The organism is Desulfonatronum parangueonense, from assembly GCF_054656975.1.
This window is the reverse complement of sequence record NZ_BAAHXH010000003.1, coordinates 4,492,096-4,516,809: the sequence shown is the minus strand read 5'-3', so window position 1 is coordinate 4,516,809 and position 24,714 is coordinate 4,492,096. Positions and strand designations below refer to the sequence as shown.

17 protein-coding genes and 5 tRNA genes are annotated in these 24,714 nt (G+C 54.2%); 2 read left to right on the top strand and 20 right to left on the bottom strand.

The genetic code is table 11. The features are described 5' to 3' along the window. Positions 1–188: 188 nt before the first annotated feature. From rpoC to ACYQ15_RS20100, 20 genes are all read right to left on the bottom strand, one after another. On the bottom strand, positions 189–4,346 hold the full coding sequence (rpoC, locus tag ACYQ15_RS20195; protein ID WP_459939278.1) for a DNA-directed RNA polymerase subunit beta': 4,158 nt from the start codon (positions 4,344–4,346) through the stop codon (positions 189–191). A 77-nt stretch (positions 4,347–4,423) separates the two neighbouring features. Then, positions 4,424–8,527 (bottom strand): DNA-directed RNA polymerase subunit beta, encoded by a 4,104-nt coding sequence (gene rpoB / locus ACYQ15_RS20190; RefSeq protein WP_459939277.1) that lies wholly within the window; start codon positions 8,525–8,527, stop codon positions 4,424–4,426. Positions 8,528–9,220: 693 nt separating this feature from the next. After that, the gene (rplL, locus tag ACYQ15_RS20185) at positions 9,221–9,601 is read right to left on the bottom strand and encodes a 50S ribosomal protein L7/L12 (protein ID WP_092118141.1); all 381 of its coding nucleotides are present in this window, start codon (positions 9,599–9,601) and stop codon (positions 9,221–9,223) included. 39 nt (positions 9,602–9,640) lie between these two features. Continuing rightward, a complete protein-coding gene (rplJ, locus tag ACYQ15_RS20180; protein ID WP_459939276.1) occupies positions 9,641–10,171 on the bottom strand; it encodes a 50S ribosomal protein L10 in 531 nt (176 codons plus the stop codon). Positions 10,172–10,349: 178 nt separating this feature from the next. Next, a complete protein-coding gene (gene rplA / locus ACYQ15_RS20175) occupies positions 10,350–11,048 on the bottom strand; it encodes a 50S ribosomal protein L1 (RefSeq protein WP_459939275.1) in 699 nt (232 codons plus the stop codon). Positions 11,049–11,065: 17 nt separating this feature from the next. Continuing rightward, positions 11,066–11,491: a 50S ribosomal protein L11 gene (gene rplK, locus ACYQ15_RS20170; protein WP_459939274.1), complete on the bottom strand. Its 426-nt coding sequence runs from the start codon at positions 11,489–11,491 to the stop codon at positions 11,066–11,068. Between the two features lie 32 nt (positions 11,492–11,523). Then, entirely contained in the window at positions 11,524–12,069 is a 546-nt protein-coding gene (nusG, locus tag ACYQ15_RS20165) for a transcription termination/antitermination protein NusG (protein WP_459939273.1), read from the bottom strand. Positions 12,070–12,115: 46 nt separating this feature from the next. Next, entirely contained in the window at positions 12,116–12,364 is a 249-nt protein-coding gene (secE, locus tag ACYQ15_RS20160; RefSeq protein WP_459939272.1) for a preprotein translocase subunit SecE, read from the bottom strand. A gap of 21 nt (positions 12,365–12,385) precedes the next feature. Beyond that, positions 12,386–12,462: transfer RNA gene (locus ACYQ15_RS20155), tRNA-Trp, on the bottom strand. A gap of 21 nt (positions 12,463–12,483) precedes the next feature. Beyond that, positions 12,484–12,633, bottom strand: coding sequence for a 50S ribosomal protein L33 (rpmG, locus tag ACYQ15_RS20150; protein ID WP_459939271.1), 150 nt, complete (start codon positions 12,631–12,633; stop codon positions 12,484–12,486). A gap of 19 nt (positions 12,634–12,652) precedes the next feature. Then, complete coding sequence (tuf, locus tag ACYQ15_RS20145; protein WP_459939270.1) at positions 12,653–13,846, bottom strand: elongation factor Tu; 1,194 nt, start codon at positions 13,844–13,846, stop codon at positions 12,653–12,655. A 100-nt stretch (positions 13,847–13,946) separates the two neighbouring features. Continuing rightward, positions 13,947–14,022 (bottom strand) — tRNA-Thr (locus ACYQ15_RS20140). A 33-nt stretch (positions 14,023–14,055) separates the two neighbouring features. Next, positions 14,056–14,132, bottom strand: a tRNA-Gly gene (locus ACYQ15_RS20135). A gap of 76 nt (positions 14,133–14,208) precedes the next feature. Further along, positions 14,209–14,294, bottom strand: a tRNA-Tyr gene (locus tag ACYQ15_RS20130). Positions 14,295–14,304: 10 nt separating this feature from the next. After that, positions 14,305–14,379 (bottom strand) — tRNA-Thr (locus ACYQ15_RS20125). Positions 14,380–15,048: 669 nt separating this feature from the next. Continuing rightward, a complete protein-coding gene (qrcD, locus tag ACYQ15_RS20120) occupies positions 15,049–16,281 on the bottom strand; it encodes a menaquinone reductase integral membrane subunit QrcD (RefSeq protein ID WP_459939269.1) in 1,233 nt (410 codons plus the stop codon). A 2-nt stretch (positions 16,282–16,283) separates the two neighbouring features. Then, positions 16,284–17,057, bottom strand: a complete 774-nt coding sequence (gene qrcC, locus ACYQ15_RS20115; protein WP_459939268.1) for a menaquinone reductase iron-sulfur cluster-binding subunit QrcC — start codon at positions 17,055–17,057, stop codon at positions 16,284–16,286. A gap of 18 nt (positions 17,058–17,075) precedes the next feature. Further along, positions 17,076–19,232 (bottom strand): menaquinone reductase molybdopterin-binding-like subunit QrcB, encoded by a 2,157-nt coding sequence (qrcB, locus tag ACYQ15_RS20110; protein WP_459939267.1) that lies wholly within the window; start codon positions 19,230–19,232, stop codon positions 17,076–17,078. Between the two features lie 15 nt (positions 19,233–19,247). Then, positions 19,248–19,829, bottom strand: coding sequence for a menaquinone reductase multiheme cytochrome c subunit QrcA (gene qrcA, locus ACYQ15_RS20105; RefSeq protein ID WP_459939626.1), 582 nt, complete (start codon positions 19,827–19,829; stop codon positions 19,248–19,250). A 315-nt stretch (positions 19,830–20,144) separates the two neighbouring features. Further along, positions 20,145–21,593, bottom strand: a complete 1,449-nt coding sequence (locus tag ACYQ15_RS20100) for a mannose-1-phosphate guanylyltransferase/mannose-6-phosphate isomerase (RefSeq protein WP_459939266.1) — start codon at positions 21,591–21,593, stop codon at positions 20,145–20,147. A gap of 493 nt (positions 21,594–22,086) precedes the next feature. On the opposite strand from ACYQ15_RS20100, the gene ACYQ15_RS20095 reads away from it, so the two are divergent. Then, positions 22,087–22,602 carry a ferritin gene (locus ACYQ15_RS20095; RefSeq protein ID WP_459939265.1) on the top strand — a complete coding sequence of 172 codons (516 nt, stop codon included), beginning with the start codon at positions 22,087–22,089 and terminating at the stop codon, positions 22,600–22,602. Positions 22,603–22,792: 190 nt separating this feature from the next. Next, entirely contained in the window at positions 22,793–24,508 is a 1,716-nt protein-coding gene (locus ACYQ15_RS20090; protein ID WP_459939264.1) for a 2-oxoacid:acceptor oxidoreductase subunit alpha, read from the top strand. The last annotated feature ends 206 nt before the right edge of the window (positions 24,509–24,714 follow it).

The window sequence follows — 24,714 nt, the reverse complement described above, 5'->3', positions numbered from 1 at the left end:
GTCACTTCGGAAAAGGCGCTGATTGCCGCGTCATCATCAAATTTGCAAGGCGTAAACCATGGCAAACTTGAACTCGGATGAGAATGGCACTCGTCACAAAAACGGATGAAGGACAAAGTCCTTCATCCGTTGATCGAACCAGATCAAGTCGGATACGACCTGATCTTTCCCGCTGTCGAAACAGGCAATCAATAATCGCCAACCAGCAAATGATTGTCTTCCAGTTCCTCAAGAAAGGAATCTTCACGTTCGGGCTGGTCCGGAACCTGGATTTCGCAATCCGTATATTTTCGGTATCCGGTTCCGGCAGGAACAAGACGGCCGACGATAACGTTTTCCTTGAGTCCCATCAGGTAGTCTTCCTTGCCCCGCAATGAGGCTTCGGTCAGGACCTTGGTGGTTTCCTGGAAGGATGCGGCGGATATGAAGGAGTCGGTATTCAACGAGGCCTGGGTAATTCCAAGCACCAACGGTTCCGCCACGGCAGGCTGCAGTTCGCTTTCAACGCAGCGAAGGTTTTCCTTCATGAAACGATGCTTGTCCACCTGTTCGCCAAGGAGGAAAGGCGTTTCACCCGGATCAATAACCTGCACTTTCTTCAACATCTGGCGGACGATGACCTCAATATGCTTGTCGTTGATCTGTACGCCCTGGTGACGATAGACCTCCTGAACTTCCTCGACAAGGTACTTGGCAAGCTGTTTCTCGCCCTTGATTTTCAAGATGTCGTGCAGCTCCGGATAGCCTTCGGTTAAAAGTTCCCCAGCCTCGACCAGGTCGCCTTCCTGCACGGTAATGTGCTTGCCTTTGGGCACCAGATATTCCTTGGGCTCTCCAGTGTCCGGCGTGACGATGAGTTTGCGTTTGCCTTTGGCATCCGGGCCAAAAGAAACAATACCGTCAATTTCAGATACGACACCGAGTTCCTTGGGCTTGCGCACTTCGAACAGCTCCGCGACCCGGGGCAGACCGCCGACGATATCGCGGGTCTTGGACGTCTCTCGAGGCTTTCGAGCGATAATGTCGCCGGGTCGAACCTGATCGCCGTCCTGGACCATGAGTACGGCGCCCACGGGCAACTGGAACATGGCCGGAGAAGACGTGCCCGGACGCGTTACCTGGTTGCCCTGGGCGTCGTGGATGGCAATGGCGGGCCGGAAGTTGGTCGTACGGTACTCAATGATGGTCTTGGTGGTTCTGAGCGTGGTCTCGTCCATCTTGTCCTGAAACGTTCTTCCTTCGATGATGTCGGAAAAGCGCACCATGCCCTCGACGTCGACCACAAATGGTTCGTTGAAGGGATCCCATTCCACCAAGAGCTTCCCTTTTTCAACTTCTTGTTGATCCTGGACGAACAGTTTGGCGCCCAAGGGCAGCGTGTATTTCTCACGCTCGCGGCCCTGGTCGTCCACAATGCTCAACTGTCCGCTTTTATTGATGATCAGGGCATGACCCTCGGCGTTTTCCACCGTTTTCACCCGTGAAAGAATGACCCGGCCAACAAAGTGGGAAGTGATCGATGACTGTTCGATCTCCTTGGATGCAGTACCGCCGATGTGGAACGTGCGCATGGTCAACTGCGTTCCCGGTTCGCCAATGGACTGGGCCGCGATGATCCCCACCGCCTCGCCGACGTTGACGACTCTTCCGGTCGCCAGATCCTGGCCGTAGCAGGATGCGCAGACGCCATGCGGACTCTTGCAGGTAACCACGGATCGCACGGTCATGGTGTTCAAGCCGGAGGTTTCCACTTTCTGGGCGTACTGTTCATCAATCAGGGTATTGGCGGGGATCATGACGTCGTCGGTGACCGGATCAAAGACGTCGAACATGGTCAGCCGACCCGCGACGCGCTGGCTCAGCCGTTCCTTGATTTCACCAGCCTTGATCATGTGCCCGATTTCCAGGCCGTCCACGGTGCCGCAGTCTTTTTCATAAATCTGCACATCCTGGACGACGTCCACCAGACGTCTGGTCAGATATCCGGAGTTGGCGGTCTTGAGCGCCGTATCCGCAAGGCCTTTCCGAGCGCCGTGGGTTGAAATGAAGTACTGCAGCACGGTCAGCCCTTCACGAAAGGACGCAGTGATGGGCGTTTCAATGATTTCGCCGGAAGGCTTGGCCATCAAGCCGCGCATCCCCGCCAGCTGGCGCATCTGGTCGGGGTTGCCCCGCGCCCCGGAGGTGGCCATCATGAAGATGGGATTGAAGCTGACGTTTTCCTCGACGCGCCCACTCTTCTCGTCGGTCAAGGTCTCATGCGACATCTTGCGCATCATTTCCTTGGCGACATCATTGGTGGCCTTGGTCCAGACGTCGACGACCTTGTTGTATTTCTCCGTGCGGGTGATGATTCCGTCCCGGTACTGGGATTCGATATGCTTCACCTCATCAAAGGAATTCGTCAGGATGACGTCCTTTTGCTCGGGAATTATCAAATCCATGAGACCAACGGAAAGCCCTGCCCTGGTTGAAAACTCGTACCCCATGTCCTTGAGCTTGTCGCAAAGGATGACCGTGGCCTTGATGCCCGCGCGCCGATAGGCTTCGCCGACCAAGCGGGCAATGCTTTTCTTGTTCAGCAACTGATTGACGAGTTCAAACGGGACGCCTTTCGGCAGCACTTCACCCACCAGAATTCGGCCAGGCGTGGTTTCCACAAGACGGCCGTCCATGCGGACCTTGATCCTGGCATGGAGATCCAGCGTGCCGGAGTCATAGGCCAGGGCGACTTCCGCGGGATTCGAGAAAACCTTGCCCTCGCCGCGGCTGAAGGACCGGTCCACGGTCAGGTAGAACAGACCGAGAACGATGTCCTGACTGGGAACAATGATCGGTACGCCGTTGGCGGGGGAGAGGATGTTGTTGGTGGACATCATCAGCACCCGGCATTCAATCTGGGCTTCGATGGACAGGGGAATGTGGACGGCCATCTGATCGCCGTCAAAGTCCGCGTTGAACGCGGTGCAGACCAGCGGGTGCAACTGGATGGCCTTTCCTTCCACCAGCAGCGGTTCAAAGGCCTGGATGCCGAGCCTGTGCAACGTGGGAGCTCTGTTCAACATGATCGGGTATTCCCGAACCACGTCTTCCAGAATGTCCCAGACCACCACGTCCTCGCGTTCAACCATCTTTTTCGCGCCCTTGATGGACGTGGTCAGACCGCGCTTTTCCAGCTGGGCGTAAATGAACGGCTTGAAAAGTTCCAGGGCCATTTTCTTGGGCAGGCCGCACTGGTGCAATTTCAGCTTCGGCCCGACCACGATCACTGATCGCCCAGAATAATCCACCCGCTTGCCCAACAGGTTCTGACGGAAACGACCCTGCTTACCCTTGATCATGTCGCTCAGGGACTTCAGGGGCCGCCCGTTGGTCCCGGAGATGGGCCGCCCACGCCGTCCATTGTCGAAAAGAGCGTCAACGGACTCCTGGAGCATCCGCTTCTCGTTGCGGATGATGATGTCCGGTGCGCCGAGTTCCATCAGGCGCTTGAGGCGGTTGTTCCGGTTGATGACCCGGCGGTACAGGTCGTTGAGGTCCGAGGTGGCGAAACGTCCGCCGTCCAGCGGCACCAGCGGCCGCAATTCCGGAGGAATAATCGGAATGACCTCCATGATCATCCATTCCGGCTTGTTACCGGATTCCAGAAAGGCCTCGATGATCTTCAACCGCTTGGCAACCTTCTTTTTCTTTGTCTGAGATTTGGTTTTGGCGCCCTCTTCACGCAATTCCGAGCGCAGTGCAGCCAGATCCAATTCCTCGATCAGCTTGCGAATGGATTCCGCCCCCATGCCCACGCTGACCGCATCCTCGCCGAAATGCTCGATGACCTGATAGTACTGCTCTTCAGAGATAACTTGATATTTCAAGAGATTGGTTTGTCCCGGGTCCAGAACGATGAACGAATCAAAATACAGGACTTTCTCCAGATCAGCCATGGTCATGTCCAAAAGGGTTCCAATCTTTGAAGGCAGACTTTTCAGGAACCAGATATGGGCCACGGGGGATGCGAGTTCAATATGCCCCATTCTCTCGCGGCGAACCTTGGATGCGATCACCTCCACGCCGCATTTCTCACACACGATTCCGCGGTGCTTCATCCGTTTGTATTTGCCGCAATTGCACTCATAGTCCTTCACTGGACCGAAAATCTTGGCGCAGAACAGTCCGTCGCGCTCCGGCTTGAAGGTACGGTAGTTGATGGTTTCAGGCTTCTTGACCTCGCCGAAGGACCATTCACGAATGATTTCCGGCGCGGCGATGGATATTTTGATGCCTTTGAGGCTCTTGCTGTTGGGCGTTGTCGAAGAACTTCCCCGCATGGAAAAGAGTTCGTCTAATGTCATAATATCGTCCCCTTGGGTACTCGAATCGCTATATGTGGAAACCGCGGACGTCAGAATTTGCCTAGGCTGATGTGTCGCTACGAGGCTGGTCCGCGGCGTTTCTTTTTCTCTTCCTGGAGCAGCGTGACGTCGAGTCCCAGCGACATCAGCTCTTTAATGAGAACGTTGAAGGATTCAGGCAAACCGGCTTCCAAGAAGTTGTCGCCTTTGACAATCTTCTCGTACATGTTCACGCGACCGGTCACATCGTCGGATTTGACCGTCAAAAACTCCTGCAGCACGTGGGCGGCGCCGTATGCCTCCATGGCCCAGACTTCCATTTCGCCCAGTCGCTGTCCGCCGAATTGGGCCTTGCCCCCCAAAGGCTGCTGGGTAACCAGGGAGTAAGGGCCGGTGGAGCGGGCATGGATCTTCTCGTCCACCAGGTGGTGCAATTTGAGAATGTACATGCTGCCCACGGTAACCCGGTTATGGAATAGTTCCCCGGTGCGGCCGTCGTAGAGGGCGCTCTTGCCGTCTTCAGGCAACCCGGCTTTTTTCAACCACTTCCAGATCTCATCCTCATGCGCGCCGTCAAAGACAGGACTCTTGGTAATGATGCCCCTGCGCAGTTCCCGGACCGCGGAGACAAAGCCCTGATCATCCAGTTCATCCACCAGGGCGGAAATGCTGTCCGAGTCGAAAATATCCTTGATCTCCCGGCGCAAGTCCGCCACGTCGTCGCCACGCTCGATCATCCGGGCCAACTGCTTGCCCAGTTCAAACGCGCCCCATCCCAGATGGGTTTCCATGATCTGCCCGATATTCATCCGCGAAGGCACGCCCAGGGGATTCAAGACAATGTCCACAGGGGTTCCATCGGCAAAAAAAGGCATGTCTTCTTCAGGCAGGATGCAGGAGACGACGCCCTTGTTTCCATGACGTCCGGCCATCTTGTCGCCCACGGACAACTTGCGTTTGACCGCGACATAGACCTTGACCATCTTGATCACGCCAGGCGGCAAATCGTCGCCCTCGGTAATCCTCTCGCTCTTGATCTTGTATGCTTCCTGGACAAAGGCGATCTGGCGATCATAGTCCTCGATCATTTCCTGCAACTGCTCGTTCACTTCCTTGACCACGAACAATCCGGGGAGCTTCTTGACCGCGACCTGGTCCAGCACTTCCCTGCTCATGAACATATTGGCTTCAACGAGAACTTCGCCCTTGCGCTTGCCCATCAATGTCTGGGCAAGTCGTTTGCCATCAACTATCTTCCAGATCTTTTCACGCATGACATCGGTCAGACCGGCGATGATTTGGCGTTCCTTGGCCTCCAGACGGGTCAGCTTATGCTTTTCAATGACCTTGGAACGATCGTCCTTATCGCCCATGCGCCGATTGAACACCCGCACGTCGATGACCGTGCCCTCGATACCTGGCGGCACTTTGAGCGAAGAATTCTTCACATCCCTGGCCTTGTCTCCGAAAATGGCGCGCAACAGCTTCTCTTCCGGGGTGAGCTGGGTCTCGCCCTTGGGCGTGATCTTTCCAACGAGGATATCATCGGGCTGGACAGGAGCACCGATCCGGATGATGCCGCTCTCGTCCAGATTGCGCAGCATTTCTTCCCCGACATTGGGAATGTCCTTGGTGACCTCCTCAGGTCCAAGCTTGGTGTCCCGGGCGACCAGTTCAAACTCCTCGATATGCATCGAGGTGAAAACATCTTCCTTGACCACGCGTTCGGAGATCAGGATCGAGTCTTCAAAGTTGTACCCGCACCAGGGCATGAAGGCCACGAGCAGGTTCTTGCCCAAGGCCAGTTCCCCCTGCTGGATTCCCGGCCCATCGGCCAGGACCTGACCCTTGCGGACCGTCTGGCCCTCAACCACAAGAGGCTTCTGGCCGAAACACGTATTTTGGTTGGATTTGTGAAACTTCAACAGATCATAAACCTTCAATCCGCCGGTTTCAGGAAACAGATCGCCCTCATAGCTGACCACGATTTGCTCCGCGTCAGCATACCGTACCATGCCGTCCCCGGCCGACAAGATGCAGCTGCCGGAATCCTGGGCCACGATGCTTTCCATGCCGGTGCCGACAATGGGCCGCTCACAGCGCAAAAGAGGCACGGCCTGACGTTGCATGTTCGATCCCATGAGAGCGCGGTTGGCGTCATCGTGCTCCAGAAACGGAATCAAGGAAGCAGACACGGAAACGATCTGGCTGGGAGAAATGTCCATCAAGGTCACTTCATCCTTGTTCACCAGCGCGAAATCGCCTTTGAGACGCGCAGTGACGATATCGGTCACGAACCGGCCTTCGCTGTCCAGTTCGGCGTTGGCCTGAGCGATGATCTCCGGCCCCTCCTTGGATGCGTCCATGAACAGGACATCCTGCGTTGCTTGCCCGTTCTTCACGATCCGGTACGGGCTTTCGATAAACCCGAAAGCATTGACCTGGGCAAACGTGGTCATGGAAACGATCAGTCCGATGTTCGGCCCTTCCGGAGTTTCAATGGGACATATTCGGCCGTAATGGCTGGTGTGGACGTCACGAACTTCAAATCCAGCCCGGTCCCTGGTCAAACCGCCTGGTCCGAGAGCGGAGAGGCGTCGTTTGTGGGTCACTTCGGAGAGCGGATTTGTCTGGTCCATGAACTGTGACAGCTGAGACGTTCCGAAAAACTCCTTGATCGCGGCCACCACGGGCTTTGGGTTGATGAGATCATGGGGCATCAACGTGGCCACATCCTGGAGGCTCATTCTTTCCTTGATGGCCCGCTCCATCCTCACAAGCCCGATTCGGTATTGATTCTCGACCAGCTCACCCACCGGTCGAACCCGTCGATTCCCAAGGTGGTCGATGTCGTCGGAAGGCCCATGGGAATCCTTGAGTTCAACAAGATGCTTCAACGCCTTCAGGATATCGTCATTGGTCAAGGTACGTTGATCCAGGGGAACGTCAAGACCGAGCCGGGAATTCAATTTGTAGCGACCAACGGGTGAGAGGTCATAATAGTCCGGGTTGCGGAAAAGATTGTCGAAAAAGGTTGTCGCCACCTCCGGCGTTGGCGGCGAACTGGGCCGCAAACGACGAAAAATTTCGACCTGGGCGGTTTCAACATCCGTGGTCTTGTCCAGTGACAGCGTTTCCAGGATCGTGGCGGAAACTTCCACGCCGGTAACGTACAGTATCGGCAAACGATGAATGGAAGCCTCGCGACATTGTTCAAGAAAAGGCTCCGTGATTTCATCGCCCACGAGAGCCAGAACCTCACCTGTTTCCGGATGGACGATATCCTGCGCCAGGTACTGCCCAAGGATGGATTCCGGGTCGATTTCAATGCGCTGGATCCCGGATTTAAGAATCTTTTTCCAGGTCCGTGGCTTCATCATCGAGCCCGCGGTTGCCAGTACCTCTCCTGTTTCGGTAGTGACATCAGCAAAAAGCTGTTCCTTGCGGACGAGTTTTTCCTGGACTTCCCTGAAAACCCGATCTCCTTCAATTTCATAATGCTCCGTCTGATAGAAATAACTCAGGATATCGGCATTGGTCATGCCCATGGCTTTGAGTAGAATCGTCACCGGCATTTTCCGGCGACGATCGATCCGGACATAGAAAATGTCCTTGTGGTCGAACTCGAAATCCAGCCAGGAGCCGCGCATGGGAATGATCCGGGATGAATACAACACCTTGCGGCTGGTATGCGTTTTCCCGAAATCATGCTCGAAAATGATTCCAGGGGATCGTTGCAGCTGATTGACGATTACACGTTCAGTACCGTTAATGATGAAGGTGCCCTTTTCAGTCATTAACGGTATGGTACCGAAATAGATGTCCTGCTCCTTGATGTCGCGAATGGAGCGGTTCCCTGTTTCTTCATCAACGTCGAAAACCACCAGGCGAACACGGATCCGGACCGGTGCCTCATAATGCAGGCCCTTGGCCAGACACTCCGGGACATCGAACTTGGGTTGGCCTATTTCATAGCTGACAAATTCAAGTGTTGCCGTCTTGTTGAAGTCATGGATGGGGAAAACCGAACGGAACACCCCTTCAAGTCCAACGTCTGCCCTCGCGGCCGGCGATATATCCTTCTGCAAAAAATGGTGATAGGATTGCGTCTGCAGCTCGAGGAGATGGGGAATATTGAGAACACTTTGGATTTTGCCAAACTTTTTCACAAGTTGTGTCATCGTCACCCTCAACGTAGTGCTATTAAAAAGTTATATAAAGAAGCGCGTGGGACGCGCCGGAAAGGTTGTCGGAGAGTATGCGTCAAAAACTGACGCAATGCGGCTTCAGTTCAAAAGAACGTTGTACGAGATATTGATTCATTCGCGAAAATCATTTAAGAAGTAAAAAAATAGAAACGATGATGATTGAACGCCAATGAATAGTTTATGTGCTGTTCAGTCGTTTATCCAGATCGATATTTTATTAGGTTGAAAAGCAAAAAGGCGTGTATCTGTTGGTAGTGATAAGACGTCATGATCACGTATCAAAAGTGTACATGAAATGCCCTTTTACTGGAAAGATTCAACAGTTCAGCACGTTCTGTCCGTCATCCAGGTTCAGGTTCGGGCTCGCCTTATGTGGAGTACCATCTATGTTTGAATGTTCCGGTGTTCCGGGTATTGCTTTATTTCCATCGCCTTTATGCCTGTGAACCCTTTTCAGCGCAAAGTGTGAGGCAAGACAGCCCATGCTTGCGAAGCCGATATCAAAGCAAAACCGTACTTTCTATGAATGCTGAATAATTTAGGAAAGAATTGTTGCGGGTGTACATCATGGATTATCAGTCTGTCGGAAAAACTGCCCTGACTCACCAAACGGAAACAGGAAGTGTGGAATAACCACACTTCCTGAAAAGAAATTCAAGGCAAATATTACTTCAGCTCGACTGTCGCGCCGGCTTCTTCCAGCTGTTTCTTGGCATCTTCCGCGTCGGCCTTGGCGGCTGCTTCCTTGATCACGGAAGGAGCTTCATCAACCTTGGCCTTGGCTTCCTTCAATCCCAGACCTGTCAACGCGCGGACGACCTTGATCACATTGATCTTGTTTCCACCGGCACTGGTCAAGACGACGTCAAATTCCGTCTTTTCTTCGGCAGCAGGTGCATCGGCGGCTGCGGGAGCAGCGGCAACAGCGGCCACGGGAGCTGCAGCTGAAACACCAAACTTCTCTTCGAGTTCCTTGATGAACTCGGAGAGTTCAAGGACAGTCATATTGGCAATAAAATCGACAACCTGCTCTTTGGTGACACTCATGATATACATTCCTCCTGGTATCTACTTTGGCTCTTGAGATTAAACGGACTCGGGTTGTTCCTTTTGTTCCTTGATTGCATTCAAGGCATACAGGAAATTCCGCAAAATATTGGCGAATAAACCAACAAAATTGGTCGGAACGGCATTCATCGTTCCCAGGGTCATGGCCAGCAGTACTTCCTTGCTCGGCAACTTGGCCAAATCTTCTATCTGGGTTTTGGTGAGAAACTTGCCTTCGAGGCTGGCAAAGCGGGTATTGAAATTTTTGGAGCCCTTGTCAAATTCAACAATGATTTTGGCGGCGGCTACAGGATCTCCCGTTGTAAAAGCGATTGCGCAACAATCTTTCAGGGAATCCTTCAGAATTTCATGCTGAGACCCATCCAGGGCAATGCGAGCCAGAGTGTTTTTGACAACATGATAGTCTACTCCGGATTCTCGCAGTTTGACTCTCAGCGGAGTGACTTCCTCCACCTTGAGACCCTTGAAGTCTGTAACGATGGCAATATTCGCATTAGCTGCCTTGCCTCTCAGTTTCTCAATAACTTCGCCTTTTTGCGTTCTGTTCACGTGATCTCACCTCCTTTGCGGCGTAGTACGGCAAAGAAGAGCCAAAGTGGTGTCTCGGCAGGACATTAAGGAATTGCTCCACCTGCTGTCTTTGACTCCCGAATGCCATCAAAAAATTTACAATCTGAAAAAAGGGCTTGATCGAAAGGATGATGCTGTAGAGAAGAATCTGTCGAATCTAGTCTCGCGGCATGGTTTGAATGTCGATCTTGATGCCGGGCCCCATGGTTGTCGAAATCGCCATGGCTCGCAGGTAAGTGCCCTTGGCTGAGGAAGGCTTCAGGCGTACAAGGGTGTCAATGACGGTACGCAGATTATCCACAAGCTTGTCCGCACCAAAGGAAACTTTTCCCAGCGGCGAATGGATGACCCCGGCTTTGTCCACCTTGAACTCGACTCGACCGGCTTTCATCTCTTTGACTGCCTTTCCGATATCGAAGGTTACGGTTCCAGTCTTTGCATTCGGCATCAACCCGCGTGGTCCGAGTATTCGCCCGATTTTACCGATCTGCGCCATCATATCCGGGGTAGCCACAGCCTGATCAAATTCAAGCCAGCCGCCCTTGATTCTTTCAATCAAATCATCGTTGCCGACAATATCAGCGCCGGCTTCCTTGGCTTCGGCTTCCTTGTCGCCTTTGCAAAAAGCGGCAACACGGACAACCTTGCCAAGACCGTGCGGCAGCGTTACCGCGCCCCTGACCATTTGATCGGAGTATTTGGGGTCAACGCCAAGACACACTGCGACATCGACGGTTTCGTCAAATTTAGCATAGGCAAGGCGTAAAGCGAGATCCAAGCCGTCCTTGACCGGGAACTTGTTTTTCAGGTCCAGATCCTGGACAGAATTGCGATATTTTTTTCCGTGTGTGGGCATGATCTTTATCCTATTGCCTAGTTTTCGACTTCAATCCCCATGCTTCGAGCAGTTCCCATGATGCTCAGCATGGCGGCGTCAAGGCTCATCGCGGTCAAATCCGGCATTTTCAATTTGGCGATTTCTTCAACTTGGGACTTGGACACCTTGCCGACCTTGTTTTTGTTCGGTTCGCCTGAACCCTTGTCAAGTTTTGCGGCTTTCAACAGCAAAACCGATGCAGGAGGCGTTTTCGTGACAAATGTAAAGGTCCTGTCGGCATATACCGTGATTATCACAGGCGTGATCATGCCCTTTTGGTCCTGGGTCTTGGCATTGAAGCTCTTGCAGAACTCCATGATGTTCACGCCATGCTGGCCCAGGGCGGGGCCTACGGGAGGAGACGGGTTGGCAGCTCCGGCGGGAACCTGAAGCTTGATTTTTGCTTTGATCTTTTTAGCCATAAATTACCTACCAAATTCCCACATGCGCAGGATTATGTTTTACTTACCTGAACGAATTCCAGTTCCACCGGAGTCTGTCTGCCAAAAATGGAAACGGTGACTTTCAGCTTTCCCTTGTCGTAGTTGACTTCTTCCACAACGGCGTTGAAGTTCGCGAACGGTCCATCAATGACACGCACTTCATCACCCCGCTCGAATGAAAACTTCGGACGCGGCTGTTCTTGGCGGGTTTCCATCATGCTGAGGATCTTCAATGCCTCTCTTTCCGGCATGGGCAATGGTCTGTTCTTTCCGCCCAAAAAACCCGTTACCCGAGGCAACGATTGAACAAGGTGCCAAGATTCATCAGTCAAAACCATCTTGACCATGATGTATCCGGGGTAAAATTTCCGTGTGGAAGTTTTCTTCTCCCCCTTGACGAGTTCTACGACCTTCTCAGTTGGTACGACGATTTCCTCGATCAGTCCAAGAGCTCTGTTGGTGCGGATCATTTCCCGGAGAGTCCGCTCCACACGCTGTTCAAAGCCCGTGTGGGTGTGAACTATATACCATTCCGGCTTCGGTGCATTCAATTCCATAAGATGATTCCGGGCTGACTGATTCAACGCGCTGATTCGTCGAGAACTAGTAAAGAACTACTTCAACAATTTTTGACAATCCAAGATCAACGACACCAAGAAAAAGCGACATCAGCACTACCAACACGACAACAGCCAGACATGTGGAGGTTGTTTCCTTGCGGGTCGGCCATGTGACCTTCTTCAGCTCCAGCTTGGATTTCTCGAAGAAATCTTTCAATTGGAGCGCTTTTTCCTTGATCTCAAAGCGTCCAGAAGGAGCTTTCTTGTCATCACTTGATTGTAATTTCGCCATATTTAAACCCATAAAAAAAATTGGCAGGCCAGGAGGGATTCGAACCCCCATCCCCCGGATTTGGAGTCCGGTGCTCTAACCGTTAGAGCTACTGGCCTGCGGATCAGAGAAGGCAATGATTACTTGGTTTCCCGGTGCACCCGGTGCCCGCCACAAAAAGGACAAAACTTCTTCATTTCAATCCGTCCCGTGGTGTTTTTCTTGTTCTTCTCTGTTGCATAATTGCGTCGCTTGCAGTCAAGGCAAGCCAGCAAAATATTGATGCGCATGGTAAGTCCTTCGGCTGAACTATTCGATGATTTCGGAGATGACGCCGGCGCCCACGGTGCGGCCGCCTTCACGGATGGCGAAACGGACGCCGAGTTCCATGGCAATGGGAGCGATCAATTCAACGTTGAACGTCGCATTGTCCCCGGGCATGACCATTTCAACTCCTTCCGCCAAGGTCACCACGCCGGTGATGTCCGTGGTCCGGAAGTAAAACTGGGGACGATATCCGCTGAAAAAGGGAGTATGGCGCCCGCCTTCTTCCTTGGACAAAACGTACACCTCAGCCACGAAACGACGGTGGGGCGTAATGGATTTGGGAGCGGCAAGCACCTGGCCCCGTTCCACGTCCTCGCGCTTCACGCCGCGCAAAAGAGCGCCGATGTTGTCGCCGGCCTGGCCCTGGTCCAGCAGCTTGCGAAACATTTCAACGCCGGTGCAGACGGTCTTGCGGGTTTCGTTGATGCCGACGATCTCAACTTCCTCGCCGACCTTGATCACGCCGCGCTCCACGCGTCCGGTGACCACGGTACCGCGACCGGAAATGCTGAACACGTCTTCAATGGGCATCAGGAAAGGCTTGTCGATATCGCGAACCGGCTCAGGGACGTAGCTGTCCAGGGCGGCCATCAAATCAAAGATGCACTTGGCTTCGTCGCTGTCCGGACTGTCGGATTCCAGGGCCTTCAGAGCACTGCCCTGAATCACGGGCACATCGTCGCCGGGGAAACCGTACTTGGAGAGAAGCTCACGCACTTCCAGCTCGACCAGTTCCAAAAGTTCCGGATCGTCCACAAGATCAACCTTGTTCATGAACACCACAAGACACGGTACGCCGACCTGGCGGGCCAGGAGAATGTGTTCCCGGGTCTGGGGCATGGGACCATCCGTGGCGGCGACAACAAGAATTGCGCCGTCCATCTGCGCCGCGCCGGTGATCATATTCTTGATGTAGTCGGCGTGACCGGGGCAGTCCACGTGGGCATAGTGCCGGTTGGCGGTCTCGTACTCAACGTGAGCCGTGGCAATGGTGATGCCGCGTTCCTTTTCCTCAGGAGCCTTGTCGATCTGATCGAAAGGAACATAACTCGCTCCACCCTTGATGCTGAGCATCTTGGTGATCGACGCCGTCAAGGTGGTTTTACCGTGGTCGATGTGACCGATGGTGCCAACATTTACGTGCGGTTTGTTCCGCTCAAACTTTGCCTTGCCCATACGATCCCCCTACAAGATTTTTAAATGAAATTTATGCCTATGGTGGCGAAAATGCGACACGAGTCTAGTATTTGAATTGATTTTTTGAGACAAAGAAACATGGAGCCCACAACCGGACTTGAACCGGTGACCTCTTCCTTACCAAGGAAGTGCTCTACCGACTGAGCTATGTGGGCCAACCTTGCTGCTTGGAGCGAGAGGGGGCCATTTGGAGCGGGAAACGGGACTTGAACCCGCAACCCTCAGCTTGGAAGGCTGATGCTCTAGCCAATTGAGCTATTCCCGCACAGGCGCTGACTATGAGGTGTAGTCCAGCAACAGGCCCTGATCGTCCTGTCTCCTACAGCTTTGTCAAAAAAAAATGGTGGAGGGGGGAGGATTTGAACCTCCGAAAGCTTACGCTGACAGATTTACAGTCTGTTCCCTTTGGCCACTCGGGAACCCCTCCACTCTGTTCGTGGAGCTGGCGATGGGATTTGAACCCGCAACCTGCTGATTACAAGTCAGCTGCTCTACCGTTGAGCTACGCCAGCCACAAAGAGGAGACTTCTACATGCCCTTGCTCCAAAAGGCAAGGGGTCTGATGGATTTTTTTTTATTCTCATCTCTTCCTGAAAAATTCACGGCAACTATTCAGCTTCGTTCCGGCTTGTCTCGATTTTTCAGCATCGCAACTCCTTTGCCGGATTCGTAATATCGAATCATTGCTCGAATAAATGTAACTACTCAGCAAACTAATGCTGTTGCCGGGTAACTACTCAGCAGACACTGATGAATGACAGGAACTGGTCCGGTTTGCCTTGATTTTGCGGTATCGCATGTCTGACTGAACCAGGATTCGTTCATCGAACCATTGCCGGACGCTTGGAGCACCAAGTGTTGTTTTTTCACGCAATGGTTCGATGTTACGAAGCCGGCGAAGGAGTTTGCGAGGCCGCAAAATCAAGGCAAGCCGGACCTCAAGCTGAGTACTTACTTGTCGGGTTTGGCTCGGAATCGGGGTCGGTATCGGTATCGGGATCGAAGCGAATTCATGTGAAAGGGTATTTCATGGTTTTCGAAACCGATTCTGAGTCCGACCCCGATTCCGATTTCCGAATAAAGTATATGTGCTGAATAGTAACATATATTCTTGGAAACTCGAAAAAAAAACGCTCCATCCCAGAGGATGGAGCGTTTTGAGGCCGAAAATTCGGACTGGATTACGGATTCAATTTCCGCTCCTGGGGGAACACGGGCAGGTAGCGGTAGGACAGGCTGAGGATCAGCGCGCCGTAGGCAATGATTGCCAGGGAGGGCGCCCACTCGGCCCAGGTTGGTACGTACACGTACCAGCGATCAAAGGGCATGACCGGGTGAGCCAGCGTCTGTGCCGTCTGAACGTAGCGATTGATGATGACGCCGATACAGGCGAGAATGGCGGCACTGTACAGAATCCAGGGAGTGTTGCGGGTTTTGGAGTACAACAGCAGAAATGCAGGGAAAACGCCGCAAATTATCAGTTCCGAGAACAAGAGCCACTTGCCGTAGGCCAGCCCGTAAAACATTTCGTCAAACGACAATCCGGACCGTGGCAGAATACCGGCATACCAACCCCAAGTATCCAGCAGCTTGAAGAACATGTAAATGGCCAGCATGGTCCCGGCGATTTTGCCCATCAAGGCCTTGACGCTGAAATCCACCAGCCTGCGCCCGGTCATTTTCTCCATCAGCGTGGCGACGAGCATGGTAAAACCAGGTCCGGAGGCAACAGCGGACAGGATGAAGAGAAAGAAGGTCCAAGGCCAGATAAAGAAGCCTTCACGAAATGCGTACGGCCGGGAAAAGAGCACGCCGTACATGCCGCCCAGGGAGCCCTGGTGAAAGAAGGACAGGAATGCACCGACACCGGCGAACAACGGCATGATGACATGGAAGTTGTGCGCCACGTGATGCAGGAACTTGATCTTGTTCAACTTACGGTTTTCCAGGATCAAGGGAATGAATTCAATGGTCAGCACCAGCATGTACACGGTGATGCAAAAGATTACTTCCGTGAGCATGGAGTGAACGTTGGGGTGCCAGAATCCAAACCAGGCCCGTAAGGGCTGACCGACTTCCAATGTCAGGATCAACAATGCACCTGAATAGCAAATAAATCCAATGATGACAGCCAGGTTGATGATGTTCTTCAACCCTTCAACACGAACAAGATAGTACAGCAGTCCGCTGAAAAACGCGCCTGCACCGAGGGCGATGACTCCCAGATCGAAGATGATGTACAGGCCAAAGGCGAAATAGTTGTCCATGCCCGTGACGATCAATCCGCGGGACCATACCACGTAGGCCGCGTAGACGCCCCAGGCCAGAACTGCGACAACCACCGCCATCCATGCTATGAACAACTTCAAAGAACAGCGCTGGACCCCTTCGGGCCATAATTCCTTATCGCTCATGGCTAGACTCCTCCGACCGTTTCATGTTCCAAGTAATTGTCACCCAGCCTGCGCACCCATTCCCGCTTGCTGTAATAGTAGACTTGGGGATCGGTGTTCAATCGTTCGAGTAGCCGAAATGCATTGGCGCTTTTGGAAAGCTGGTGCACTTTGTGCTCAGGATTCTTGAGATCTCCAAAGATGATGGCGCCAGTGGGACACATCTCGACGCAGGCCGGAATGTAGTCGCCTTCAGCCAGGGCGTTCGGGTCGCGGCCTTCGATGCGAGCCTTGTCCCGGGCGTACATGAATCGGTGGTGACAGAAGAGGCATTTCTCGACAACACCTCGGGGTCGGGTCGACACGTCCGGAGTCAGGGTTTTTTCCATGCCCTCAGGCCAGACCGGATCATGCCAGTTGAAATACCGGGCATGATAGGGACAGGCGGCCATGCAGTACCGGCAACCGATGCACCGGGCATTGACCTGACTGACGATGCCGCCTTCCTGATTCTTGTCCGTGGCGATGACCGGGCAGACCGGAACGCAGTTCGGTTTGCCGCATTGCAGGCAGGGCCTGGGCAAGTAAGCCACGTCATGATCCGGATACGGCCTCTTGTTGGAGAGTTCGTAGACCAGGAGCCACGTCAAGCTGTAGCGCTTGTCGGACGCATCCACCGGCGGGGCGATGTTGTTTTCCGCCTGACATGCAACCATGCAGGCTCCGCAACCGGTACAACTGTCGAGGTCAATGACCATTCCCCACTTGTGTTTGAATTCCTTGAGATACAAAACCATATGCTCAACCTTCCTTTGCTAGGCTTTGGCAATGCGGACCCGGGAGTCGGCCCAGACAGGCAGATCGGTCCCCGGCTCGTACCGCACGGTCAATACGTTGTAGACATTTTCCCCCTTGCCCCGGCTGAACTGATCCCATGCAGTATGGCCGAAGCCCAGGGGAGCGGCCACCATGTTCGGACCGACACCTTCGAAGATGCGCACTCTGGCCGTGATCTCTCCGGTTGGTCCGGTCAATTTGACCAAATCATGGGCAGCGAATCCATAGTTTTTCGCTGTCACAGAATTCATCCACACGTAAAACGTATTGCCCTGGATTTCCTGCTCGCCCAAAAGGGGCAAGAGGAAGGGGGGAATGGCGATGTGCCTGGAGCCGTAAGTCCTGCTGTCCATGGCCACAAGACGCACGGGAAACGTCCAGTCATCCGTCTCCGGAGGGGCTGCCTGGGTCAGGATTCGTGTTCCCAGAAGCACTTCGGAATCATAAGGGACTTGCGTGGAAGCCCAAACGGACCCTCTGGAGATACTGCGCCAGAGGTTGCCGGAAGCGGCCGAAGCGCTGGCGCCGGCGCGAACTTCCCAGGGCTGGACCTTGTCCGTAAAGAACCCTTCCAGCTCCGTCAGGTTCGCGACTTTTGCCTCCAACACCTTGTCAAAGGAGGCGAAACCAAGATCAAGACCCATCTTTTCGGCAACACTGAGCAGCACGTCTCCGGTAGGTTTCGTGTCGAAAACAGGCTGAATCACGGGTCTGGTCAGGCTGTAGCTTGCAAAGCCGGCTCCGTGAGGCGTCTGGACATCATCGAAACGCTCCAGGAAATAGGAAGTCGGCAACAACAGATCAGCCTGTGCCGCTGTTTCATCATAGAAAGTGCTGAAGCTGACCAGGTAGGAATCCTGCATTGCTTTGGCCAGGGAATCAGCCTGGGGGAGGGTGAAAACCGGATTGGCTTCGTACACAAGATATACGGCGGGCTTTTCCGATTTACCGTCGGCAACTCCCTGGAGATAGGTCACCAGATCCCTGGAACGAATCTGGAACCGCTCCTCGGCATCGGCAACGGCCTGGGGCAATTCCGGCAGAACGAAGACGCCGCCGGGAGAATCAAGGTTGTTGAGCAGAAAGTTCAGGCTCAATGCAGCAGCAAAGCTGAACACTCCCCCGCCCTGGGAAATGGAAGAGCCGGGAATGATCAACGGTCTGTCGGCGCGACGCAGCTTTTCAGCCAGGGAGGCTACGATTTCCGGAGCGACTCCCGTCATGCGCTGCACGTACTCCGGAGTGTATCTGCCCATGACATGGTTGCGATAGGCGCTGTAATCATGGGCCTGGCCGGCCATCTGGCCGCTCTGCAGGAGGTGGTAGGCCACTCCCAGAGCAAGAATGCCTTCCTGTTCCGGAGCGACGGAAATCCACTGGTCAGCCCCGGCCCCTGTATTGTTCTGCATGGGACCAACATAGACGTACTCCACGCTCGGATTTTCCCCGATGCGCCGGGATGCGCCAAATGCTTTTTTGTTCCGGACGATGGTGCCCCAGCTGTCCAGCAAGTCGGCGCCGAAGGCCACGACAAGGTCCGCGTTCTCGATATCGTAGCCGATGCTGCCCTGCTTCATGACTCGAGAAGCAGCGAGTGTCTCACCAGGCATCAGGAACAATGATTGTGAACCCAGCTTGCCCAGAAAGGCGGAAAAGAGTTCATTGATGGTTCCATTCTCATCGCCGCTGATGCAGGCCACGCTGTTTCTTCTGCCTTTTTGGGCAGACAATTTTTCCTGGAGAAGAGCCTCAGCCTGCTCCCAGGAGATCGGTTGGTGCGTCCCGTCTTCCTGCTTCTGCATCGGGCTCTTGATCCGGGCAGGACTGTACAGCAGCTGCACGGCTGCTGCTCCCAACGGACAGATGCCTCCCTGGCTCAGTGGATGGTCTGTACGGCCTTCAGCAGCAACCGGACGCCCACCGGCAGTGCGAATGTTCAACCCGCAACCGGCGGGACAGAGCTTGCACGTGGTTGCGGCATAAGCGCGCGGACCATATTCCAGTCGTGGAATCCACGGCCAGTTCTGGGTCCAGATGGCCGTGTCGTCAATGGATTTCCAAATCACCGGGGTGAACAGGGTTCCTGCAACACCCCCGGCAGCAAACGTGAGAAAACTTCTCCGATTAAGTGCCATTATTTCACCCCTCTCCTATTTATGACAGATCTGGCAGGCATTGGCAGCACCAAAAAAACGTTCCGGTTCCTCGGCGGCCACTGTGGCGTGACACCGTTCGCATGTCTTCATCTTCATGGTGTCCTTGCTGTACTTGGTCAACCGGTTTTCGAAGTAGGGAGGCAAGGTATTCGAGCTCCCTACGTCAGGGTGACACGTGGTACAGTCGTATTCCCTGTGCGCGGCATGCGAAAAAAAGACATTGTCCGGTTGGTACTGATACACCAGCCAGGGCACCTCGATGCCTTTTTCATAAAACTCTTCCACGAACCTGATTTCGTCCGGATGATCCCCCAAGGCGAAGGAGTGGCAGTCGGCGCATTGTGCATTGGACGGGATACCGCTGAATGAGCCATCACTGCGATAGAAATGGCAATCTTCGCAAGACATTCCATACAATTCCACATGGTTCTGGTGCGTGAAAACCAACGGTTGGGTTTTCTTGCTGAACAGCAACTGCGGCATGATCAACCACCCAAAAATCAAAGCCGCCACGAAACCCACCACAAACGGCAGAGCGACTCCGCCCGTACTCGATCCCCCTTTCTTTTCTTCCATCATGTTGCCTCACATGCTGTAATGTTGATGACGAAAAGAACCTCACGTTCCTGCATGAACCCCAAATTTTGGGCACACTATGCAAGAGAGCAAAGTCCTGTCAAGCACAAATGAAATAATTCACGAACAAAAACTGCTTGATTTCTTCTGGAAATCAAGCCATTTGCATGCACGCGCACATCTGTCCTTCATTCTGGTCAGCATTCGTAAAGTGCCGACCTTGAACCAGGGACAGGCGTGAAACAGGAAAACCTCAAATCGCTTCAGGCAGCGACCGCAGCGAACAGCACGAACGTTTCCACAAAAAGAACTCCACTACTGTGCTTCCGATGTGTTTCCGGAAGGGCTGCGCCCATAGACATCATCAAACCGGACAATATCATCCTCCTCCAGATACGGGCCGCTTTGGATTTCAATGATTTCCACCGGAACTCGTCCCGGATTGGACAACCGATGCTTGGCGGTTTTGGGGATGTCCACGGACTGGTTCTCCACGACAACCATCTCCTGCTCTCCAACCTGAACCAGCGCCGTGCCCTTGATCACGACCCAGTGCTCGCTGCGGTGATGATGCATCTGCAGGCTCAGCCGGGCGCCGGGATGAACCATGATCCTTTTGATCTTGTAAAATGGTTCCTCTTCCAGGACGGTATAGCTGCCCCAGGGTCTACGTACCGTGACGTGCGCCTCGACAAGGGGCGACTTCTCGGCCTTCAACCGGCCAACCACATCCTTGACCCGTTGGACCTGGTCCAACGGGCAGACCAGTGTCGCGTCCCTGGTCTGGACCACGGCCATTTTCTCCAGACCTACCGCGGCAAGCTTGCCACCCGATGAAAAAAGCAGACTCTCCCGGCAATCCAGGGCCAAAACATCTCCCGTGATCACACACTGGTCATCGCTTTTGTCTCCCATACGAAACATGGCTTCCCAACTGCCCAGGTCATCCCAGTTGAAGCCGGCCTCGACCACGGTCAAACGTCCGGCTTGCTCCATGATCCCATAGTCGATGGATATCTCCGGGATGCCTGCATACCCCTCGACCAGGGGATTTGCTTCCCGCCCCTGCCACCAGGCCCACAAATCCGGCTGCAATTCCTCAACCGCTTTCAAAAAAGCCGGACCAGGGACGACGAACATGCCGCTGTTCCAGTAATGGGTCCCACCGGATACAAATTCCTGCGCCGTGGCCAATGGCGGTTTCTCCACGAAGCCGGCCACCCTGAAGGCCTTTGCATGCAATTCCTCGGCTTTGGCAATGTATCCATACCCTGTTTCCGGCTTTTTCGGAGGAATGCCGAAGGTGACGAACCATTCCTGCTCGGCCAGCTTCACGGCCTGTTCCCAATCTGACTCGAACTGTTCCTGTCCGCCGATCATGTGGTCGGAAGGAAAAATACCCACCAGCGACTTTTCCTCGTGCAAGCTGATCCGGTCCAAACCGAGCATGATCGCCGGGAGGGTGTTCCTGGCCATGGGCTCCTTGAGCACATGCTGCTTCAGGTCAGGGTGGAGTTCAGCGAGTTGAGAGCAAACCTCGAAAAAGTGCTCTTCATTGGTCACGGTGACAATTCGTTCCGGTGGCAGTTTTCCCAGCAGGCGCTGCGCCGTTTGCTGCAAAAGGGTTTTCTCTCCATTCAGGGCCAAGAGCTGCTTGGGCAGCAACGATCGGGACATGGGCCACAGCCGGGTGCCCGATCCTCCTGCCAGGATGATCGCCCACGCCCGGGACCAGATATCCGTGTTCAAGCCGTTCTGCGTCATGAGCTTTCTCCATTTGCTGTAGTGGATTCTCCGCGCACATGCATCTCGGAGCAGCCAATACCCTGCCCCTCCCATTGCCGCAACCCATTCCGGCATTATTCTTAAAAACCGGACTTCGTCCAGCTGACTCTCGCTACAAACCGTGTTTCACCGGGGAGGTACCCAGCAACACGAATGGCCGGTTCGGCTGGCATTGCAGCCTGAATTGAGATGAACACGCAACACTACGCCGGAATTCGAGGAATACGAGAACCTTCTGCGTATCGACTTTACCTCTTCTCCGGGATGCTGTAATTTTTTAATGACGCGGAAATGGTCTTCAGCCTATTCCCCTCAAAACACTACCGCGGATGCTCATTCGTATCACGTCGAACATCCGGGTGGGACGTGTCCGAGGGGTCGGGTCGTGAATTGCCATACAGCCTGCGCCGCGGCCGATTTTTCATCCCTTTCAACGGATCATTCCAGGATCCACAACAAATGCGGAGGCCCGATGCTGACCAGAAAAATCGAGGATGCCCTGAACGATCAAGTCAATGCCGAACTCTATTCTTCCTATCTTTACCTGGCCATGTCCGCTCATTTCAGCGAACAGAACCTGGAAGGCTTTGCCCATTGGATGAACATGCAGGCCCAGGAAGAGCTCGCGCACGCCATGAAGTTCTATGCATTCATCAATGAGCGCGGAGGCAGGATCACCCTCAAGGCCATTGAAGCGCCTCCTGTCTCCTGGGAATCGCCGCAGTCCGTTTTCGAGGCGGTCTTGGAGCATGAACAGAAGGTCACCAGCCTGATCAACAACCTTGTGGATTTGGCCATTTCCGAGAAAGATCACGCCACGAACATCTTTCTGCAGTGGTTTGTCACGGAGCAGGTGGAAGAGGAAGCCAGCGTGAACTCGGTGCTTCAAAAACTGAAGCTGATGGGCGAAAACAGCGGAGGCCTGTTCATGATCGACCAGGAACTCTCCACGCGGGCCGCGGCTTGTCCCTGTACGCCGCAGGCATAGCTTTCACGCTCTCATCAACCCCGCGCCTTATTTTGCCCCGCAACCGGGAAGCTTTAGCCAAGAGCACCCGAAGTACTTTTCAAGCCGGTACTCAAGGAACCACCATGACCGTCTTCTTTACCGGAGTCTAATCCGCTCCGGCGGAGAAGACGGTCTGCCCACGCATCCCAAGCAAAACCTGGAGCTGAACATGCGCCCATCCAAAAACATCCTGATCGGCGGGGAAGCCGGACAGGGACTGGTCACGGTCGGCACGCTGCTGGCCAAGGCCCTGGCCAGAACAGGCTATGAAATATTTGTGACCCAGAGCTACCAGTCCCGGATTCGCGGCGGGCACAACACATTGTCTCTTCGCACGGGGACCGGCTCGCTGAAGGCTCCCGCGAACGAGGTGGACATCCTTGTGGCCCTGAATGAGGAAACCGTGAATTTGCACGCCGCAGAACTGGCTGAAAAGTCCTTGATCATGGTGGACGCGGAACATTCCGAAGGCAAATTCGACTCAAAAGTTCCGGATCAATCCCGAATTCTTCGGGTTCCCTTTGCCGATCTGGCCCCAAAGAAAATATTCACGAACGTTGTTGCTCTGGGTGTCCTGGCCACTGTCCTGGGATTGCCCAAAGATGTGCTCGCCAACCTTCTTCAGGAAACCTTCGCCCATAAGCAACAAGAAGTGGCGGATACAAACGATGAAGTCCTCACCGCAGCCACGGATTGGGCCGTTGAACAGGACATCACGTTCTTGCGGCTGCCGGAAGCCGGGAAACAAACCAAGCGCATGGTTCTGGACGGCAACCATGCCGTGGCGCTTGGCGCCTTGGCGGCCGGCATTCGATTTTGCGCATTCTACCCCATGACGCCCGCCACGGGCGTGGCCATGAACCTGATCGCGGCCGCCAAGGACTTCGGGTTGGTCGTGGAACAGGCCGAGGACGAAATAGCCGCCATTAACATGGCCATCGGGGCCTCCTATGCCGGTGCGCCGAGCCTTGTCCCCACTTCGGGAGGGGGATTCGCCTTGATGACCGAAGGCATCAGCCTGGCCGGAATGACGGAAACCCCCGTGGTCATAGTCCTCGGGCAGCGACCCGGCCCGGCAACGGGTCTGCCGACGCGAACCGAACAGGCCGACCTGAACCTGGCCTTGTACGCCGGACACGGCGAATTTCCCCGCGCCATCCTGACGCCCGGCAATGTCGAGGAATGCTTCCGGCTGACCCATGCCGCCGTGGACATGGCCGAAGAATTTCAAAGCCCGGTGATCGTCATGACCGATCAATACCTGGCGGATACCATGCAGGCAATTCCGCCCTTCGACCTGGAAATGCTCAATGAACCGACGCGGCCTGGTCGGCCCGATGAAAAACAGGAATCCTACAAACGTTACGCCTTCACCGAAAACGGCCTTTCCCCCCGCCTGCTTCCTGGAACCGGGGAACACCTTGTGGTTCTGGACAGTGATGAACATACGGAGGACGGCCACATCACCGAGGACCTGAACATTCGCGTCCGCATGGTGGACAAACGGCTTTCCAAAGGGCGAAAAATCCGGGAAGCCACGTTGGCTCCAACCTATATTGGCGATGAGCAGAGCGATATCCTGCTGATCTGCTGGGGGTCCACCCTGGGTCCGGCGGAAGAGGCCGCCGAAGTCTTGCGCAATGGTGGAAAAAATGTCGGCGTCCTGCACTTTCGTCAGGTCTGGCCGCTGCGCCCTGACCAGTTTCTGGACAGGATGGAAAAAGCCAAGGAAACCATCTGCATCGAGGGCAATGCCACGGGCCAGTTCGCCCTTCTGCTCCAGCGCGAAACCCAATACAGCCTTTCACGGACCATCCTGCGTTATGACGGTCTGCCTTTCACCGCCGCTGACATCATCAAGGAACTGGAAAACGTGGAAGGGTAGCCATGGTTGGAAAATTGGTAACTATTCAGCAGTTGAAGCAGGGATGGTCCGGGTTGCTTTGATTTTGCGGTCTCGCCTGTTTGACTGAGCCAGGATTCGTTCACCGAACCATTGCCGGACTCCTGGAGCACGAGTGTTGTTTATTCAAGCAATGCTTCGGTGTTACGAAGCCAGCGAAGGAGTTGGTGAGGCCGCAAAATCAAAGC